The 17,048-nt window shown below is 67.0% G+C and carries 15 protein-coding genes and 1 tRNA gene; 6 read left to right on the top strand and 10 right to left on the bottom strand.

From position 1 onward, the window contains the following. Positions 1–96 precede the first annotated feature (96 nt). The 4 genes from J2X45_RS12930 to typA form a co-directional block, all read right to left on the bottom strand. Complete coding sequence (locus J2X45_RS12930; protein ID WP_310215355.1) at positions 97–1,257, bottom strand: aminotransferase; 1,161 nt, start codon at positions 1,255–1,257, stop codon at positions 97–99. 91 nt (positions 1,258–1,348) lie between these two features. After that, positions 1,349–4,912: a TonB-dependent receptor gene (locus tag J2X45_RS12925; RefSeq protein ID WP_310215354.1), complete on the bottom strand. Its 3,564-nt coding sequence runs from the start codon at positions 4,910–4,912 to the stop codon at positions 1,349–1,351. A 113-nt stretch (positions 4,913–5,025) separates the two neighbouring features. Beyond that, entirely contained in the window at positions 5,026–7,446 is a 2,421-nt protein-coding gene (locus J2X45_RS12920) for an EAL domain-containing protein (RefSeq protein WP_310216034.1), read from the bottom strand. Between the two features lie 159 nt (positions 7,447–7,605). Beyond that, positions 7,606–9,438, bottom strand: coding sequence for a translational GTPase TypA (gene typA / locus J2X45_RS12915; RefSeq protein ID WP_310215351.1), 1,833 nt, complete (start codon positions 9,436–9,438; stop codon positions 7,606–7,608). A 556-nt stretch (positions 9,439–9,994) separates the two neighbouring features. Between typA and J2X45_RS12910 the strand changes: the two genes are divergently transcribed. Continuing rightward, on the top strand, positions 9,995–10,411 hold the full coding sequence (locus J2X45_RS12910; RefSeq protein ID WP_310215349.1) for an energy transducer TonB: 417 nt from the start codon (positions 9,995–9,997) through the stop codon (positions 10,409–10,411). A gap of 9 nt (positions 10,412–10,420) precedes the next feature. Here J2X45_RS12910 and J2X45_RS12905 read toward each other — a convergent pair whose 3' ends face one another. Further along, on the bottom strand, positions 10,421–11,347 hold the full coding sequence (locus J2X45_RS12905) for an N-formylglutamate amidohydrolase (RefSeq protein WP_310215346.1): 927 nt from the start codon (positions 11,345–11,347) through the stop codon (positions 10,421–10,423). A gap of 152 nt (positions 11,348–11,499) precedes the next feature. Here J2X45_RS12905 and cpdR point away from each other — a divergent pair, with 152 nt between their 5' ends. Then, positions 11,500–11,856: a cell cycle two-component system response regulator CpdR gene (gene cpdR / locus J2X45_RS12900; RefSeq protein ID WP_010918630.1), complete on the top strand. Its 357-nt coding sequence runs from the start codon at positions 11,500–11,502 to the stop codon at positions 11,854–11,856. A gap of 109 nt (positions 11,857–11,965) precedes the next feature. Then, positions 11,966–12,040, top strand: a tRNA-Val gene (locus tag J2X45_RS12895). Positions 12,041–12,675: 635 nt separating this feature from the next. On the opposite strand, the gene J2X45_RS12890 is transcribed toward J2X45_RS12895, so the two are convergent. The 5 genes from J2X45_RS12890 to J2X45_RS12870 form a co-directional block, all read right to left on the bottom strand. Next, on the bottom strand, positions 12,676–13,110 hold the full coding sequence (locus tag J2X45_RS12890) for a hypothetical protein (protein ID WP_310215342.1): 435 nt from the start codon (positions 13,108–13,110) through the stop codon (positions 12,676–12,678). Continuing rightward, positions 13,107–13,550 carry a D-Ala-D-Ala carboxypeptidase family metallohydrolase gene (locus tag J2X45_RS12885; RefSeq protein WP_310215339.1) on the bottom strand — a complete coding sequence of 148 codons (444 nt, stop codon included), beginning with the start codon at positions 13,548–13,550 and terminating at the stop codon, positions 13,107–13,109. The genes J2X45_RS12890 and J2X45_RS12885 overlap by 4 nt, the downstream gene beginning before the upstream one ends. Before the next feature lie 63 nt (positions 13,551–13,613). After that, positions 13,614–13,907 (bottom strand): hypothetical protein, encoded by a 294-nt coding sequence (locus J2X45_RS12880; protein ID WP_310215337.1) that lies wholly within the window; start codon positions 13,905–13,907, stop codon positions 13,614–13,616. A gap of 3 nt (positions 13,908–13,910) precedes the next feature. Continuing rightward, complete coding sequence (locus J2X45_RS12875) at positions 13,911–14,294, bottom strand: hypothetical protein (protein ID WP_310215334.1); 384 nt, start codon at positions 14,292–14,294, stop codon at positions 13,911–13,913. A 45-nt stretch (positions 14,295–14,339) separates the two neighbouring features. Then, entirely contained in the window at positions 14,340–15,164 is an 825-nt protein-coding gene (locus J2X45_RS12870) for a tyrosine-type recombinase/integrase (protein ID WP_310215332.1), read from the bottom strand. 72 nt (positions 15,165–15,236) lie between these two features. Here J2X45_RS12870 and J2X45_RS12865 point away from each other — a divergent pair, with 72 nt between their 5' ends. The 3 genes from J2X45_RS12865 to J2X45_RS12855 all read left to right on the top strand — a co-directional run bounded on the left by J2X45_RS12865 (position 15,237) and on the right by J2X45_RS12855 (position 16,940). Continuing rightward, positions 15,237–15,416, top strand: a complete 180-nt coding sequence (locus J2X45_RS12865; protein ID WP_310215331.1) for a ribbon-helix-helix domain-containing protein — start codon at positions 15,237–15,239, stop codon at positions 15,414–15,416. Between the two features lie 479 nt (positions 15,417–15,895). Beyond that, positions 15,896–16,072 (top strand): ribbon-helix-helix protein, CopG family, encoded by a 177-nt coding sequence (locus J2X45_RS12860; protein WP_310215329.1) that lies wholly within the window; start codon positions 15,896–15,898, stop codon positions 16,070–16,072. A 679-nt stretch (positions 16,073–16,751) separates the two neighbouring features. Further along, entirely contained in the window at positions 16,752–16,940 is a 189-nt protein-coding gene (locus J2X45_RS12855) for a hypothetical protein (protein WP_310215326.1), read from the top strand. Positions 16,941–17,048 lie beyond the last annotated feature (108 nt).

The following is a 17,048-nucleotide window of genomic DNA, read 5'->3' as shown; positions in this document are numbered from 1 at the left end:
TCGGCTCGCACCTCAGGTTCTGGAAGGCTGGCGCTGAAGACTTCATCCTGTGATGAGCGCTCCTGAGCGCGCCTCGAAGGGCGCAGGAACGCTGCTCTAGCCCAGCGCCGCCTTCGCCGCCGCCAGCCGCTTGACCGCCTCGTCCAGCGTCGCGTCGGTCTTGGCGAAGCACAGGCGCGCCACGGTGGTCACCGGATCCTCCGCGAAGAAGGCCGAGACCGGAATGGCGGCCACGCCGTGCTGGGTCACGCAGCGCTCGCAGAAGGTGACGTCGTCCAGCGCGATCCCAGAGGCGGCGAGATCGACGTTCAGGAAATAGGTGCCCTGGCTGTCCAGCACGACATAGCCGGCGGCGCGCAGGCCGGCCGTGAGGCGGTCGCGAGAGCGCTGCAGGCTCGCCGGCATCTCGTCGAACCAGGCGCGGTGGTTGTCGAGACCCCAGGCTACGCCCGCCTGCAGGTTGGGCGGGGTGGTGAAGGTCAGGAACTGGTGGGCGGCCGCCAGGGCCTTGGCCAGGGGCGGGGCCGCGCATAGGAAGCCGACCTTCCAGCCGGTCATGCCGAACAGCTTCCCGGCCGAGCCGATCTTGACCGTCCGCTCGCGCATGCCGGGGAAGCTCATCAGCGGGCGGTGGCGGCGACCGTCGAACACCACGGCCTCCCAGACCTCGTCGCAGACGGCGATGACGTCGTGGCGGACGCAGAACTCGGCCAGCAGCGCCAGGTCGTCGTCGGGCGTGACCACGCCGGCGGGATTGAGCGGGCTGTTGAGCACCACCATCCGTGTACGGTCGGAGAACGCCGCCTCCAGCATGCCCCGATCGAAACGCCAGTCCGGCGGCGACAGCTTGACGAGCTTCGGCACGCCGCCGGCCCGGCGCACCAGCGGCAGGTAGGCGTCGTACAGCGGCTGGAACAACACCACCTCGTCGCCGCGCGAGATCAGAGACGTGAACGCCGCCGCCAGGGCCTCGGTGGCGCCCGAGGTGATGACGATCTCGGTGTCGGGGTCGAGCGCAAGGTCCTGGGTGCGCTTGTAGTGACCCGCGACGGCGGCGCGCAACTCAGGCAGGCCGCGCATCGGCGGATACTGGTTCGAGCCCTCGATCAAGGCCCGCGCGGCCGCTTCGCGGACGGGCAGGGGGCCCTGGTCGTCGGGAAAGCCCTGACCCAGATTGATCGCGCCGTGCTGGCGGGCCAGGCCGCTCATGCGCTCGAAGATGGTGGTGGGCAGGTTGTCGAAGACGGGATGAACCATGGCCGAGGCGTAGCATTCCGTCCGGCGGATCGACCATGAAAAAGGGCGCGGCTAAAGCCGCGCCCTTCGTCCGTGTTTCAGAAGGCCTGTCTTAGAAGCGGTACTTCAGGCCCATGCCCACCGACCACAGGCTGGCGGCCTGATCGACGGTCGGGGTGGCCAGGGTGGCCGGCGATGCGGTGGTGTAGCTATAGCGATAGGCCGCGCAGGTCGGGTCCGCCGCCCCCGCGACGGTCCCGTCAGCCTTGGCGCACTGGGCGTTGACCACGACGCCGCCCGAACGGCTGTTGGTGTACTCCTTCACCACGCCCCACTTCTTGTCGAGCAGGTTGCCCAGGTTCTGGATGTCCACCGTGAACAGCAGGCTGTGGCCGCGGATCGGTGACGGGATCTCCTGCGCGTACTGGAAGTCGATGCGGTCGACGTTCGGGTTCTTGCCGAAGCCGCGCGGCACGATCTTGCCCATCGGCAGGCCGAACTGGTTGACTAGGGCCTTGAGCTTGTCGACCGAGGCCTGGCTGTCGAAGAACACCGTTGTGCCCGACGCGCTGACGAACTTCAGCGGGTTGGCCGCGTCCGGGCTGTTCAGGTTCGGGATATAGGCCAGGGCGTCATCGCGCGACACGCCGAAGGTCGGGTTACGACCACCGGCCGGATCGGTCATCAGGAAGCTGATCGGACGACCATCGCGACGCTCGCCAAACAGCGTGAAGCGCGACACCCAGCCCGGACGCAGCTCGAGCTTGTAGCTCAGGTTCACCTTCAGCGAGTTGCGCAGCAGGTTGTTGGACTTGCCCTTGGCCGCGCCGTTCGGGTCCATCTCGAAGCCCTGATCGGCATAGTAGTTGCCGCTCGTCGAGTTGCCGCCGGCGGTGGTGCCGAACTCCGAGATGCCGCCGTACTGGCGACCGTCCTGCCAGGTGTAGGCGGCCCAGGTGTCGACGCCGAAGATGTTGCGGCGGGCCGACAGGGCGACCGTGCGCGTCCAGTTCTTGGTCGACGGGTTGTAGGCCTGGATGTCGCCGAACAGGCCCAGATTGGCGAGGTCGGCGTTGGCGACGACCGGCAGGCCCAGGGCCGTGCGGGCCGTGTTGATCGCCGCAGCGTTGGCGCCGGGGATGACCAGACCGTCGTAACGGATCCGGCCGTCCGGCGTGAGCTGCTGGACGCCATTGATCGTCAGGCGACGGGCGCGGGCGTCGCGGAAGGCGACATTGACGTCCGACCAGCTGGCCACCGCGTCGACGCCCCAGTCGATGCCGAACTGGGTGGTCTTGAACGAGAGGTTGGCCTTCCAGTCGGCCGCCATCTTGAAGCCCGGGGCCAGCGAGTTGGTGTAGGCGTTGCGACGGCTGGCGCTGTCGGCGGTCAGCAGGGTCTGGGCGACCGCCGCCGGACTGGTGATGAACGACGGCGAGGCCTTGTTGATCGTCAGCAGGGCGTTGCCGGTGGCCGCGTCGATGGCCTGGTTGGTGGCGGTGTCGACGAAGGTGTCGTCCGCCGTCGAGAGCGTGCCGTTGGTGCTGCGGCGGATGGCGAAGCTGTTGGTCAGGGCGCCGGTGGTGCCGCCGTAGCTGTTGCCCAGGAACACGTCCGGCAGACCGCCCGACACCAGGCCCAGGCCGCCCGAGAGCTCGAACCAGTCGCTGTTATACTTGGCCGAGACGCGCGGCATCACCACGTCGATGCCGTCATAGGTGGTTTGGTTGGAATAGCCGTAGCGGTTGACGAAGTTGGTGTTCAGCGTCGGCTTCTTGTCGGCGGCGTAGTGATCCCAACGAACCCCGAAGTTCACCGTCAGGGCGTCGGTGACGTCCCAGGTGTCCTGGGCCAGAAGCGAGTGGACCTTGTAGTCCAGCACGGCGGCGGCGTCGGTGGCCGTGCCGGTCAGCGAGTTGCCGTACGACAGTTGGTTGGCCTGGCCCGCCTGGAACTCGGCGACGCTGTCGAAGTAGTAGACGCCGCGCGCGGCCTGCAGGAACAGGTTGTAGATCTCCATCCCGCGGTACTGGTACCCAAGCTTGATCTGGTGGTTGTCGAAGCCGGTGTAGTTGGCGACGAACGAGCCCGAGGTGTCCTTGGTCTTCAGGACGTTGGCCTGGCGGAACTGGTCGGGACCGAAGTTGATCGACGGCACGCCCGACGAGCACGAGAAGGCCGCGCCGGCGCCAAAGGCTGGGTCGGTGCAGATCGAGACGTTGGCGAAGCCCTGGCCGACCGGCGGCAGCTGGCCGCGCTGATAACCGCGGAACGCCACGCGCGCCTCGGTCGCCAGATCCGGCGTCCAGCGCGAGTTCAGCTGCAGGGCGTAGTTGTCCTCGTTCTCGGGCTGGACGTACCAGTTGGTGTCGAGGCTGATCGCAGTGGCCGAGGGACTGCGCTTCCAGACCGAGCTGAAGGCGTGGCGGTAGGTGGCCGACAGGCGGTGCTTGTCGGTGATGTTGTAGTCGATCTTGATCGAGGACTTCTCGTCGAGGATCGGCTCGACCAGCGCCACCGAGCCCGGCTTCAGCAGCGACGAGGCCGCATAGCCGTTCCAGTTGGCCAGCACCGCATCGATGTCGGCCTGGCTGGCCCCCGTGCCGGTCGAGATACCCGGGATGCGGTTGAAGGTGTTGGCGAAGCCCGCGCCGATCGGGCCCGTACCCGTGGTGTCGGAGCTGGAGAACTTCTCGTACGAGGCCGCGAAGAACAGGCGGTCCTTGATGATCGGGCCCGACAGGAAGACGCCGTAGTTGGTCTCGGCGATCTGGTTCTTGACCTTCCGGAAGCCGCTGAGCGGCGCCTGGAGCACGTCATTGTTGGTGAAGCCGACGATCGGCAGACGGTTGCCGACCAGTCGGGTGGTGCGCTCGTTGGAGAACAGCGAGCCGTGGAAGTCGTTGCCGCCCGAACGCATGATCAGGTTCAGCGCGCCGCCGGTGAAGTCGCCGTCTTCGACGTCGAACGGCACGGCCTGGATCGCGACCTGCTCCAGCGCCTCGAACGAGACCGGACCGCGGTTGGTCGACAGGCCGCCGGTGTTCAGGCCGTAGCTGTCAGCCGAGCGCACACCGTCGATGGTGATGCGGTTGGCGCGGGGCGCCGAGCCGGCGATGTAGAGGCCGCCCGAGGGACCGGTGCCACGGGCCACGAAGTCCAGATTGGCCAGCGGGTCGCGGCGGCCGATGTCGCGGATGTCGCGCTTGACCGACACCACGGCGTCGATCTGGTCGCGGCCCAGGGTCGTGCGCGAGCCGACATTGGCCAGTTGGCTGGTGGTGGCGTTCTTGGCGGCGGTGATGACGACTTCCGACACCTCGCTGGCCGGCACCAGGGCCAGGCGCACGCGCTGGGCGTCGCCGACGTTCAGGAACAGGTCGCCTAGCGTCTGCGGCGCGAAGCCCTGACCCGTGGCGGTGATCTTGTAAGGGCCGCCGACGCGCAGGCCGCGGGCGTCGAACGCGCCGGCCTCGTTGGTGACGACCACCTGGTCGGTGCCGCTGGGAACGTGGGTGACGGTGACGGTGACGCCGGCGATCGGCGCGCCCTTGTCATCGACGGTGACGCCGCGCACGGCGGCGGTGGTTTGCTGGGCGTGAACCGCCGGCGCTGCGAATGCAAAAGCCAGCGCGCCGAACGCCGCTCCGGCGGCGAGCTTGCGAGCGAAAGACATGGAAAACCCCCTCAGGTCGGTCGCCCCTGAGAGTCGGGGCGCCTCACTCGCCCCTACTGCTCGAACTATGCAGTTTGTTACTGTATTTGTGACCGTTTCCCGTCGGTCTCGCCTTAGCGCCCCAAAATGCTCAGGTCGTCGGCGATTACCTCTGGCTCGTGCTCGCGGCGCATGCGCTGGGCCAGGTTCGACACCAGGAAGCTGGGGATGTCGCCGACCGGCATCGGGCGGCCGAACAGGAAGCCCTGGAACTGGTCGCAGCGCATCTCGGCCAGCAGCTTGGCCTGGGCCTGGGTTTCGACGCCCTCGGCGGTGACCTCCAGGTTCAGGGTCTGGCCCAGCAGGGCGATGGTGCGCAGGATGTCGGCGATGGCCGCGTTGTCCTGCATCTCGGCCACGAACGAGCGGTCGATCTTGATCTTGTCGAACGGGAACCGCCACAGATAGGCGAGGCTGGAATAGCCGGTGCCGAAGTCGTCCATGGCGATCTTCACGCCCAGCGCCTTCAGGGCGGCCAGCTGTTCCAGGGTCTTGGCGCTGTCGTGCAGCAGCAGGCCCTCGGTGATCTCCAGTTCCAGGCGCGCCGGCGCCAGGCCCGAGCTCGCCAGGGCCCAGCGGACCTGCTCGACCAGGTCGCCCGAGGCGAACTGGTTCGGCGACAGGTTGACCGCCACCGTCAGATGCGAGGGCCAGGTCGCGGCGGTGCGACAGGCTTCGTTCAGCACCCACTCGCCGATCCGGCCGATCAGGCCCCACTGTTCGGCGCACTCGATGAAGTCGGACGGCGGCACCAGGCCGCGCGTCGGGTGCTGCCAGCGCAGCAGGGCCTCGAAGCCGGTGGTCTCGTTGTCACGACGCCCGATCAGCGGCTGGAAGAACAGCTTGAGCTCATCGCGAGCCAGGGCTTCGCGCAGGTCCAGCTCGAGGGCGCGGCGCTCCTGGGCCCAGACGTCCATGGCGGTCTCGAAGAACCGATAGGCGCCGCGGCCGTCGCCCTTGGCGCGATAGAGGGCCAGGTCCGCGTTCTTGAGCAGACCGTCGGGATCGTCAGCATCGAACGGCGCAACGGCGATGCCGACGCTGGCGCCGATCAGCACGTTGTGGCCGAGGATGTCGTAGGGCGCCGACAGGGTCTCGACGATCGACTGGGCCAGGGCCGACAGGGCTTCATGGCCGGGTGAGGGGGCGCAAATGACCGCGAACTCGTCGCCGCCCAGGCGCGCGACCATGCCGGCCTCGCCGACGCAAGACCGCAGCCGGCTGGCGACCTGCATCAGCAGCGCGTCGCCCACCGGATGGCCCAGGCTGTCATTGACGCCCTTGAAGTGGTCGAGGTCCAGGCACAGGACCGCGCAGCCCGAGGTCTTGTCGCGGCCGTGCTCCATCCAGGCCTTGCCCAGGTTCTGCAGCAAAGACAGGCGATTGGGCAGCTGGGTCAGCACGTCGTAGTGCGCCAGATGCGAAATGCGCTCCTGGTCTTCGCGGGCCTGGGTGATGTCGGCGCCCACGCCGCGGAAACCGACGAACAGGCCGTCCAGATCGTGCACCGGCTTGGCCGACAGCGACCACCAGTGCGTCGAGGATTTGTCAGTGTCTGCGGCGACCGTGATCGAGACCACCACGTCACGGAAGGTCTTCTGCTCGGCGAACAGGGCTGAGAGGGCGGCGACGGGGCCGCACGGGGCTTCCACCGCACCGCACAGGTCCGACATGGCCTGGCCCACCAGGGCGTCCTTGTCCACGCCGGCGGCGGCGGCCATGCGGTCGGAGACATAGGTCAGGCGACCAAAGGCGTCGACCTCCCACAGCCAATCGCTGGCGCCTTCCTCGAAGTCGGAGAGCAGCAGGCTGACGACCTGCTTCTGTTTTTCCAGTTCGTCGGCGGCCACCAGGCGCTCGGCGAAGATCCGGGCGTGCGACAGGCACGAAACGGTGACGACGGCGTAGCAGAACACCAGCAGGCCGCCCAAGGCGTAGAGGATCGGATCGCCGCTCGTGCACAGCATGTAGAGCGAGCCGACAACCATCGGCGTTGAATAGGCCAGGGCGGCGGCCGGCAGGGTCAGCATGGCGAACCCGCCGCAGCCGATCATGCCGGCGATTACCGAAGCGACCAGCATCGGCATGGCGCTGGTGTCGCCCAGACGGAAGGTCATCAAGGGCAGGACGCCCCACAGGCAGCCCAGTAGGCCCGCCTGAAGCGCGATGCGGCGGACGCCACGCGCCGACACGGCCGCCTTGCCGGTCTTGCGGCGCTGCGCCGAAACCCAGCCGCGAAGGCCCAGCAGCGCATAGCTGATGACCAGCGCGGCCCAGATTCCGATCCCGACGCGATGGGGATGCGTCAGTCCCGCCAGCGACACCAGAAAGGCGATGGCGATGTTGGCGCCCATCATCACCGGCGTCATGCGCAGGATGCTCTGCACCTGCTCCATGCGCACGCGGCCCGCCAGACTTTCGGGCGCATCGGCCAGCACCTGGGACGGAAGCACCGCCGTGAAGCGATCAAGCAATGAGCTGACGTTGACGCGCACGCGCGAACCCATGGTCTTCCGGAGCGCAAATCCCCCGGCAAACATCGTTCTGTTGGGTAAACCGTGGGTTAAGTCCGGCGGCGCCGGTCAACATGCCGCGCTAACGAAAAAGGCCGCCGTTCTGGCGAACGGCGGCCCCATTGGTCCGGAAAGCCGGAACTAGTCTTCCTTCGTGCGCTTCTTGCGGAACGAGGGGTTCAGGACCTGCTTGCGCAGGCGGATGTTCTTCGGGGTGACCTCGACCAGCTCATCGTCCTCGATGTAGGCGATGGCCTGTTCCAGAGTCATCCGGCGCGGCGGAGTCAGGCGGATCGACTCGTCCTTGCCCGAGGCGCGGACGTTGGTCAGCTGCTTGGCCTTCATCGGGTTGACGTCCAGGTCGTCCGAACGGCTGTTCTCGCCGATGATCATGCCCTGATAGGTCTTCTCGCCGGCGCCGACGAACATCACGCCGCGCTCTTCCAGGTTCCACAGCGCGTAGGCCGCGGTTTCACCATCCGAGTTCGAGACGAGAACGCCCTTGCGCTGCTGGTCGATCGGGCCCTTGTGCGGCTCATAGTGGCTGAACACGCGGTTCAGGACGCCCGAACCGCGCGTGTCGGTCAGGAACTCGCCCTGATAGCCGATCAGCGAGCGCGACGGCGACAGCAGGGTGATGCGGGTCTTGCCCGCGCCCGACGGACCCATGTCCTTCAGCTCGGCCTTACGAGCCGACAGCTTCTCGATGACGATGCCGGTGAACTCGTCGTCCACGTCGATCATCACGTCTTCCATTGGCTCCAGACGCTCGCCGTTCTCGCCGGTCTGATAGACCACGCGCGGACGGCTGATCGACACCTCGAAGCCTTCGCGGCGCATGTTCTCGATCAGCACGCCGAGCTGCAGTTCGCCGCGGCCGGCGACTTCGTAGGCGTCGCGCTCCGAGGTCTCGGTGACGCGGATGGCCACGTTGCTCTCGGCTTCCTTCAAGAGGCGATCGCGGATGACGCGCGACTGCACCTTGTCGCCTTCACGGCCGGCCAGCGGGCTGTCATTGACCGAGACGGTCATCGAGATGGTCGGCGGATCGATCGGCTGCGCGGGCAGGGCCTCGTTGACGTCCAGCGCGCACAGGGTGTCGGCCACCGTGGCCTTGCTCAGGCCGGCGATGGCGACGATGTCGCCGGCTTCCGCGCCGTCGTCGATCGGCTGACGCTTCAGGCCGCGGAAGGCCAGCACCTTGGTGATGCGGCCGCGCTCGATTTCCTTGCCGTTGCGGTCCAGCGCCTTAATGGCCATGCCCGGGACGGCCTTGCCGCTTTCGATGCGGCCCGTAAGCAGGCGGCCCAGGAAGGGGTCGCTTTCGATCAGCACGCTCAGGATCTGGAACGGCTCATCCTTCTTTTCCACCTGCTTGGGCGGCGGCACGTGGCGCACGATCAGGTCGAACAGCGGGGCGAGGTTGTCGCTGGGCTGGTTCAGGTCCAGCGTGGCCCACCCGGCGCGGCCCGAGGCGTAGATGTGCGGGAAGTCCAACTGCTCGTCCGTCGCGCCGATGGCGGCGAACAGGTCGAAGGCGGCGTTGTGCACGCGGTCCGGATCGGCGTGAGCGCGGTCGACCTTGTTGATGCAGAGGATCGGGCGCAGGCCCATCTTCAGCGCCTTGGTCAGCACGAACTTGGTCTGCGGCATGACGCCTTCCTCGGCGTCGACCAGCAGGACGCAGCCGTCCACCATGCCCAGGATCCGCTCCACCTCGCCGCCGAAGTCGGCGTGGCCGGGGGTGTCGATGATGTTGATCCGGGTCTCGCCGGCTTCACCGTTCCAGAGCACCGAGGTGCACTTGGCCAGAATCGTGATGCCGCGCTCGCGCTCCTGGTCGTTGGAGTCCATCGCCCGTTCGGTCGTGGCTTCGTTGGCGCGGAACACGCCGGACTGGGCGAGCAGCTGATCGACGAGGGTGGTCTTGCCATGATCGACGTGCGCGATGATGGCGATATTTCGCATGGACATGGGGGCGGACGGGCTTTCGGGAGGAATAGGAGATGACGCTTCGGTCGTCAGGCGCGCGGCTTTTACGCGAATGCGTTCAATTTATCCACCCCTCACCGTCAGGAACACTTGTCGCGCGACACCGGTGTCATCGCGAAAGTCTTGTCTGGCCTGGGTTTGCGCCTCGATCTCATACGAGACGGTTTCAAACGCAACAAATTGTGCAGTGCAATATGCCTATATTTTGGGCGATTTGAAAGAGCGCCGTTCTACTTCCCCTTTAGGGAAAGGGGTTTTGCGAGGATGGGCTTCAAAAAAATGACGTCGAACACTTGTTTTCTGCTTGCCTAATTTTGCGCCGCACTCTAAAAACAATCCTGTGAGGCGGCGCTGCCGCTTCTGCCCTTCCTGGGCGTTTCCTCCCTAATGAACTGGCCCGGCGGTTTCGCCGGGCTTTTTTTTGGATTCCGCCCCGGCGCGCCGTCCTCAGGTCGGGTAGCCCCCGTCGCAGCGCGGTTTGACACTGTCTTCGCCATCGGTGCTACTCGCCCCTACGAAGCCCACCGGGGGGAGCGCTTTGGGTCGCAAACGCGGGATCACCGCCGTCGCCTTGGCGGCCTTGGCGCTATGGGCCGGGCCTGGCGCCGCTCAGGCGCCATCCAACAGCGCGCCGCAGAGCAGGCCGCCGCCTCTGAAGGTGCTCAAGGCTCCCAGTCCCGAACTCCTGGCGCAACTCTTCCCCGCCACGGCGCGCAGAGCCGGCGTCGAGGGCGCGGCGACGGCGCAATGCACGATCCGGCGGGATGGAAGCCTGGGCGACTGCGCCGTCACCGCGGAGAACCCCCGAGGGCTAGGCTTTGGCGGCGCGGCTCTGGTCGCGATGACCTACTATCAGGTCGATGTGTCGGGGGCGAACGCGGTGCAGGTCTCCCGCCGCCTGTCGGGAATCACCATCCGCTTCGCCCTGCCGCCACTTGAGGGCGCGACTCGCTAGATCGCCGGCTCAGCGCAAGGCACCCAGATCCATGCCGGCGAGGGCGAGAGTCAAGGTCTCGGCGTCGCGCGTCAGCCTCGCCAGCCCTTCGGTCGGCTCGCGGGTGGTCTCGTCCATATAGAGCGCCCTATTGATCTCGATCTGCAGGGCGTGAGTCCGCCTGGCGGGGCGCCCGTAGTGCTCTGTGGTGTAGCCACCGGCGTAAGGCGCGTTGCGGACCACATTATAGCCCAGCGCTTCGAGCTCCCGCTCGACCAGAGCCGTCAGCTTCGGCGAGCAGGCCGCGCCGAAGCGGTCGCCCAGCACGATGTCGCAGGCGCCGCCCGTCCTGGAGCGCTGGCCCCGCGCGGCGGCGGCCGGCATCGAGTGCCAGTCGATCAGGATGGCCGCGCCGTGCGCCGCGCGCGCAGCGGCCAACTGCCGATCCAGCGCGTCATGATAGGGACGGTGCGCCAGTTCGACCCTCGCCTTGGCCTCGCCGAACGACAGCTTGCGGCCATAGATCGGTCGACCTTCGCCGGCGAGGCGCGGGATGGTTCCCAGGCCTGCGGCGACGCGCGCCGATCGGCCCTGCGCGTAGTCGGGCAGATCCTCGTCGAACATCGCGGGGTCCAGCTCCCAGGGCTCGCGGTTCAGATCGACATACGCGCGGGCGAAGCGGGCCCGGACCACGCTCACCCCCCGACTTGGCGCGGCGCCGATGATCTGGTCCACGAACGCATCCTCGGACGCGCGCAGGGTGTCGAGCGGCAGGCGAACGGCGGCGACCATGTCGGCCGGATAGACGCTGCCCGAATGGGGCGAGGCGAACACAAGGCCGGTCGGCGCGGGCGCGCCGGCGGGCGCGGCGCGCAGCACCTCGAACGCCGGCCCGCCAAAGGTCTCCAGCGGCGGGGTCGAAAGCTCATCCGTTGAAAGGGGCCGCCACGCGCTCATGCTTCATCATCGAAGGCTCGCGGCGCGGGGTCAAATCGCAATCGCCGTGGTCGAACCATCCACAGCCGCGACGTTTAGGTTCATCCCCGATTTACGGACATGACGCTAAGGTGGATCCTCTATCGACGATCTTGACCCGGACACGTGACCCCATGGCCCGCATCCTCCTCGCCGAAGACGACGATTCCCTGCGGGGCTTCCTGGCCCGAGCGCTGGAACGCGCCGGCTTCGAAGTCCAGGCCTGCGCCGACGGCGAAGAGGCCGTCCAGCATCTGGACCATCCCTGGGACCTCTTGCTGACCGACATCGTCATGCCCGGCATGGACGGCATCGAGGTGGCCCGCCAGGCCGCCGCGCGCGACCCGTCCCTGCGCATCATGTTCATCACCGGCTTCGCCGCCGTGGCCCTCTCGGCCCAGGACCGCGCCCCCGCCGGCGCCAAGGTGCTGTCCAAGCCCGTGCACCTGCGCGACCTCGTCGCCGAGGTCGAAAAGATGATGGCGGCCTGACCCGAGAAAAAGTTTCGACAGGCGGCTTGCGCAGTCCGCGAGCCGCCGCTATACCCCCACACCTTCCCGGCCGGGACGTCTTCTCGAAGACGCTTCGGATCGCTTCGGCGGACGCGTAGCTCAGCGGGAGAGCACTACGTTGACATCGTAGGGGTCACAGGTTCAATCCCTGTCGCGTCCACCATCGCCTTTTCCAAGCAAAATCAGCACGTTAGACGACCTCGACGGACGTCCAGAGTAGGCCATTTCCTGCGTTGGTTCCCAGTTTGGTTCCCAGCTTCGCGGCCTCACGGCGGCCGCGCGGCCCGAATAGAGCGCGGCGACCGATGCCGCGTGCTGTGTGCCTGTAAGGATCTGGCGAACCACTTCGCCAGATGCCGTTCAAATCAAACCAGGGGGTGCGGGGGATAGGCGGCGAGCAGTTGCCCCTTCAGCACCTGGTCCTGCCTGGCGCTTGAAGAGGGGCTAGCCGAACGGCGGCGAGGGTGGCGCGGCCGAGCTCGATAGAGAGCCGCCGAGCGCAATAAAAAAGCCCCGCCAGCGCGAGCCGGCGGGGCTTTGTTGGAGCGCTCGAGCCATTGAGGCGAGCACCTGGTGTGTTGATCGGCCCGGCCGACGCCGGGCTAGGGTCGTTTTCGGATCTCGGGCGGCGGCGTACAGCGCGCCTGGCCCTGCTCGAGGCGCCGCCAGCCGCGCCGCGCCCAGGCGGGCCAATCGCTTTCGCGCCACTGCAGGAAGGCCACGGCCGCCTCGTCGCCCAGGGCCGCCACGATCGCCTGATAGACCAGATCCCGATCGACGCCGGCGGGCGGCAGGGGTTCAGCCTCGAGGGGCGCGCAGATCGCTGCCGGCGGCGGATCCGGGGGCAGCGGGCTTGAAGGCGTCGACTTCCCAGGCTTGCCGGTAGTCGAGCACGCCGCCAGCAGCAGGCTGACGGCCAGGAGCGGCAGCAGTCGGTGTTTTCGCATGGTTGATCGCGCGGCCGACAGCCACGCCCTTCTGAAATGCGGAGGAGATCTCGGCGACGCACGACCTGTCAGCCTGGCCCCGATCGTCGGCTTCGCCGGCGGCACGGTCCAGGATCTGGCGATCGCGGTCGGCGACGTCGCGGCGGAGGTTGTATTCGCGCGCCTGCTGGTCCTTGTCCTTGAGGCGCCAGGTCACCAGCTGGTCGTGCTGATTTAGGGCCAACAGGCCAAGCCCGATCGCCAACGCCCAGGGCGCGGCGCGCAGCGCCATGCCGGCGGCGATCATCGACGCGCCTCATGCAGGCCTTCGCGCGTGCCGCCCTTGTCGATCGTCAGCAGCTGGCCCCGCCGGCGCGGATCGAAGCTGATGTGGACCCACACGCCATGCTCATGAATCAGCTGGTCAAAGCTGATGGCTGACCGGGCCACGCGCTGCGCGATCGCGAGCGGAGATCCGAACTCAGGACAGACGAAGTCAACCGCCCAGCCCTCGAGATGCGCCGAGGCTTTCGCGCCCCCTGCAGCGCGATTCACAGCCGGCGAGCGGTAGCAGCTGGTGATCCTCACCGGTTTGCCGCCCAGCGCCTCGCGGACGCGCTCCATTTGCGCGGCGACGACCTTCAAGCGCGCGATGATGTCGGGGGGAGGGGTGTTATCGAGACCCAGGCGCTGGGCGTTTGCGCTCACCGTCATTTCGGCCAGCGTGAAGTGCGCGCTCATCTGCATGGCGCGGCCTCCTTTGTGCAGTTTGAGGGGAATTGCGAGCGGCGCTCGCAGAGCCACTAAAGGCTAGCGGCCGATGCGGCCGTCGGCCTGGCCGTCCAGGGCGTCGAGATGGATCCAGAGCTCGCGCCAGAATGTGGCCAGCAGGAAGGTCAATAGGCCCGCCAGCAGGAAGATATCGCCAAGGCCCGGGTCGAGAGCCATGGCGCGGCGCGGGCCCGCCCAGATCAGCCCGCCGGCGATCGCCGTCAGGCCCAAGCGCTGGGCTTGGCTCAGATGATCAACCCAGCCCAAGGCCACCACTGCGACGATCACTACGACAATCGCCGCCGTCAGTACGATTCCGATCCAGAGCAGCATGGCTTAGCCCTCCCCGGTGTTGCTGCCGATCCGAAAGCCGCCGACCTCGAACTTGATAAGCTTCAGCGGATCACCCGAGTACTTGCCGACCGCCTGGGCCAAACCCGCCAAGGCGATCATGCCCAGCAGGCCCGTCAGGAAGGTCACCGCGCTGCCCAGCTCCATCGGGAAGCGCCCCCAGGGCCACAAGGCGCTCGAGACTGCGACGATCGCCGGGGCGATCCACAGCGCAGCCGCCAGGCCGATGACGACGCTCAGCGTCTTGCCCCTTACCGTCAGCTTTTCGCCGAAGGCCAGAGACAGCACCGCGCCGGCGACGCCTGGCGTCATCGGCGCGAGCTTTCCCAGCAGGGTCATCAGCTGGGGATCCCCCGAGTTGTCGGCCATGGGCCTTGTCTCCTTTCAAGCACTAGGGCGGTTCGCGGGGCCACATCAGCACTGGTCCTGCTGGTGAATGGCGTTGAACCGATCCATCACGGTCCGGCCCGCGTTAAGGCTGTGGGCATAGGTCTCAAGGAAGATGGTTGAAGACTTCCAACCACCGGCGTCCATCGCGACGCGGACCGAGACACCGGCGTTCAAGGCGTTGGTCGCGAAGGCATGGCGGCCGACCGTATGCGACGACTTGTAGGGCAGGCCCGCTCGCCTGCACACGGCGGCGATCCGCTCGTTGACCGAAAACCGGCTGGTGTAGCGAAACACCCGGACGCCCGGCCGAGGATCCAGCTCGCGGATCCGCTCCACCAGGTGGTCGGGCAGATAGCGCAGGCTCATGACGTCGGTCTTGGTCTTGACCAGCATGGCCGTGCGCTGGCGCAGATCGACATCCTGGCCCTCGAGCGCGATCGCTTCTGAGACCCGTGCGCCCGTCAGGTTCATCATCAGGGCCAGCGCGGCCAGGTGCTTGAGGCCATCCGCGTCGCACTGGTCGACAAACCGTTCCAGCCAGCGCCGATTGGCCGGGACCGTCTTGCGTTGCTTCGGCGCCGGGAAGAGCCGGATCCTGGCCGGCAGGCGCCAGCCCAGATCATGCGCGTGGTAGAGCACCGCCCGGGTCGGGGTGATGATCTGGCGATTCCGCGTCGAGGGCGCAGCGTTGGGCAGCATGTCGATCGCCGCGTTGCGGACCTGCAGCGGCGTGATGGCCGTAACCAGCTCGGCGCCGAACCTCGCAACAAGGGGTGAAAGGTAGCGTTGCTCGCCGCCGTGCTGGACGTAGCTGTCGGCGGCGGCCTTGAAGGTGCGTTCCTGTTCCATGTCCTTAACCGGATATAAACCGTAAGGTTTAACCCTTGCGGCTCGGGCCGGCGGATAACAGGAGATACAATTATGGGGCGACCTAAACTCAACGTGAAGCAGGTAGGCGTTCAGCTGACGCCGGAGATCCTGGAGCGGATAGACGCGGTTGTGGGCCAGCATCGCCGGTCGGGATTTATCCGCCAGGCGATCGAGGCCGCGCTGGTCAAGGCCGAGGCCGAGAAGGCCGCCGACCCCGACCAGGCGGGCTGACTGTGGGGGCGCCTAGACGCCCACCTTCTATCCGGCGGCGGATTGGGCTTTTTAGGTGATGCTGGTGAGGTTGCCGGGGGATTTCACCCCGGCGCGGCCTAAGCCTCTGACGCCGTCACACCCGGCGCCTAGTGGACAGCGCACCGCCGCGCTGCAGGCCTACTAGGGGAAGTCCGGTCGCCCACATCCACGGAGCTTCCATCAACCCTCCCCGTTCGCACGGGATCTTCCGGGGATTGATGGCTAAGCCCGTCCCCGCAGGCAATCATATCGGCCACCTCGACCCCGGCCTTGTCCGACGTGGGACCGGGTAAAGCTTGGTTGGGAGGCCATCGCCAACCCTAGTCGGAGCTTCAGCACGCTGCCCTTGCGGGCGTCGTTTCGAATGAAGGCATATCCAGCGCAGGTTACGCCGTCAATATGCGGCGCCTCCTATTTACCGTTTTCGCTTACCCTGCGGCCTGGTCAAAGGAGTGCCGATGGGCCGCCCATCTCTCAATGTGAAGCGCGTATCGGTGAACCTTCCCGCCGATATGCCCGATCGGATCGACGCCCTGGTCGGGGCGCAGAAGCGATCGGACTTCATCCGCGAGGCGCTGGAGGGCGCGTTACGGGTGGCGGAAACTGCCGTGAAGGCCCGCGACCGCCGCGAATAAGCTGCGCCTCTTACCCCCGCCTTTTATCCAGCGGCGGATTGGGCTTTTTAGGTGATGCTGGTGAGGTTGCCGGGGGATTTCACCCCGGCGCGGCCTAAGCCTCTGACGCCGTCACACCCGGCGCCTAGTGGACAGCGCACCGCCGCGCTGCAGGCCTACTAGGGGAAGTCCGGTCGCCCACATCCACGGAGCTTCCATCAACCCTCCCCGTTCGCACGGGATCTATCTCCGCCGGACGAACCGAGCGGTCGAGCACTCTGCGGCGTTGGCGACCATGCCCGTACCCGCAGCGCCCTCCGAGATTTCCGGGGCCGGAACCCCTTTCACGCGGCCTCCGAGGTGATCAACCTCTTCACCGGCTTGAGCGCCGAAGCGCCGTAGGTCGCCGAAAACTCTGTGGCCTTGCGGCCGGAACTGGTGAAGGCTTTCCACCTTCTGGGAGGGAGGCCTTCCCTCTCTTCCTGCGGCACGTCCAGGTTCCCAGCGGAAGCCCCCGGCGCTCGCCCAGCACATGATTAGGACGGTGTCGCCACTCGCCCGACCTTCCCGCGTCCCCGCTGGCGTGTGGGAAGGATCTGAACAGCCGCCGTTATAAACGGCCCCATTTTGGTCGTCAATTCTCGGCGCCGTCTATTTACGCCTTGCCGCTATGGTGAAGCCCTCGACCAGGGAGGGCGACGTGGGCAGGCCACGCCTCGACTACATCCGAACGCACATCAGCATTGACGCCAAGGCCCTGGCCCGCCTGGACGCGATCGTCGGCGAGAAGGGCCGCGCCGCCTTCATCCGCAAGGCCCTCGACCAGATGCTTGATGCGGTCGAAGAGGCCCAGCGGATCGCCGCCAAGAGCAGCAAGAAGGCGGAGTAAACGGCCCCACAAACGATTTTGAGGTGTGGGGGTTAGTCGTATGACTTACGGTTAGTCGCCCGGCGAATGCGAACAGTCGCAGAGCCTGAGCCTCCAGCCCCTCGGATA

It is taken from the genome of Caulobacter sp. BE264 (assembly GCF_031457805.1).
Classification (GTDB): domain Bacteria; phylum Pseudomonadota; class Alphaproteobacteria; order Caulobacterales; family Caulobacteraceae; genus Caulobacter.
Note: the sequence above shows the minus strand (reverse complement) of the source record. Positions and strands in the feature narration are given on the sequence as shown.

Excerpts from the sequence above, each read along its gene's own strand:
- J2X45_RS12890 (WP_310215342.1), bottom strand. The coding sequence starts at position 13,110 with ATGATCGCCGCCGGCATGGCGCTGCGCGCCGCGCCCTGGGCGTTGGCG.
- J2X45_RS12875 (WP_310215334.1), bottom strand. The coding sequence starts at position 14,294 with ATGGCCGACAACTCGGGGGATCCCCAGCTGATGACCCTGCTGGGAAAG.
- J2X45_RS12925 (WP_310215354.1), bottom strand. The coding sequence starts at position 4,912 with ATGTCTTTCGCTCGCAAGCTCGCCGCCGGAGCGGCGTTCGGCGCGCTG.
- J2X45_RS12885 (WP_310215339.1), bottom strand. The coding sequence starts at position 13,550 with ATGCAGATGAGCGCGCACTTCACGCTGGCCGAAATGACGGTGAGCGCA.
- J2X45_RS12930 (WP_310215355.1), bottom strand. The coding sequence starts at position 1,257 with ATGGTTCATCCCGTCTTCGACAACCTGCCCACCACCATCTTCGAGCGC.
- J2X45_RS12880 (WP_310215337.1), bottom strand. The coding sequence starts at position 13,907 with ATGCTGCTCTGGATCGGAATCGTACTGACGGCGGCGATTGTCGTAGTG.
- typA (WP_310215351.1), bottom strand. The coding sequence starts at position 9,438 with ATGTCCATGCGAAATATCGCCATCATCGCGCACGTCGATCATGGCAAG.
- J2X45_RS12905 (WP_310215346.1), bottom strand. The coding sequence starts at position 11,347 with ATGAGCGCGTGGCGGCCCCTTTCAACGGATGAGCTTTCGACCCCGCCG.
- cpdR (WP_010918630.1), top strand. The coding sequence starts at position 11,500 with ATGGCCCGCATCCTCCTCGCCGAAGACGACGATTCCCTGCGGGGCTTC.
- J2X45_RS12865 (WP_310215331.1), top strand. The coding sequence starts at position 15,237 with ATGGGGCGACCTAAACTCAACGTGAAGCAGGTAGGCGTTCAGCTGACG.
- J2X45_RS12860 (WP_310215329.1), top strand. The coding sequence starts at position 15,896 with ATGGGCCGCCCATCTCTCAATGTGAAGCGCGTATCGGTGAACCTTCCC.
- J2X45_RS12870 (WP_310215332.1), bottom strand. The coding sequence starts at position 15,164 with ATGGAACAGGAACGCACCTTCAAGGCCGCCGCCGACAGCTACGTCCAG.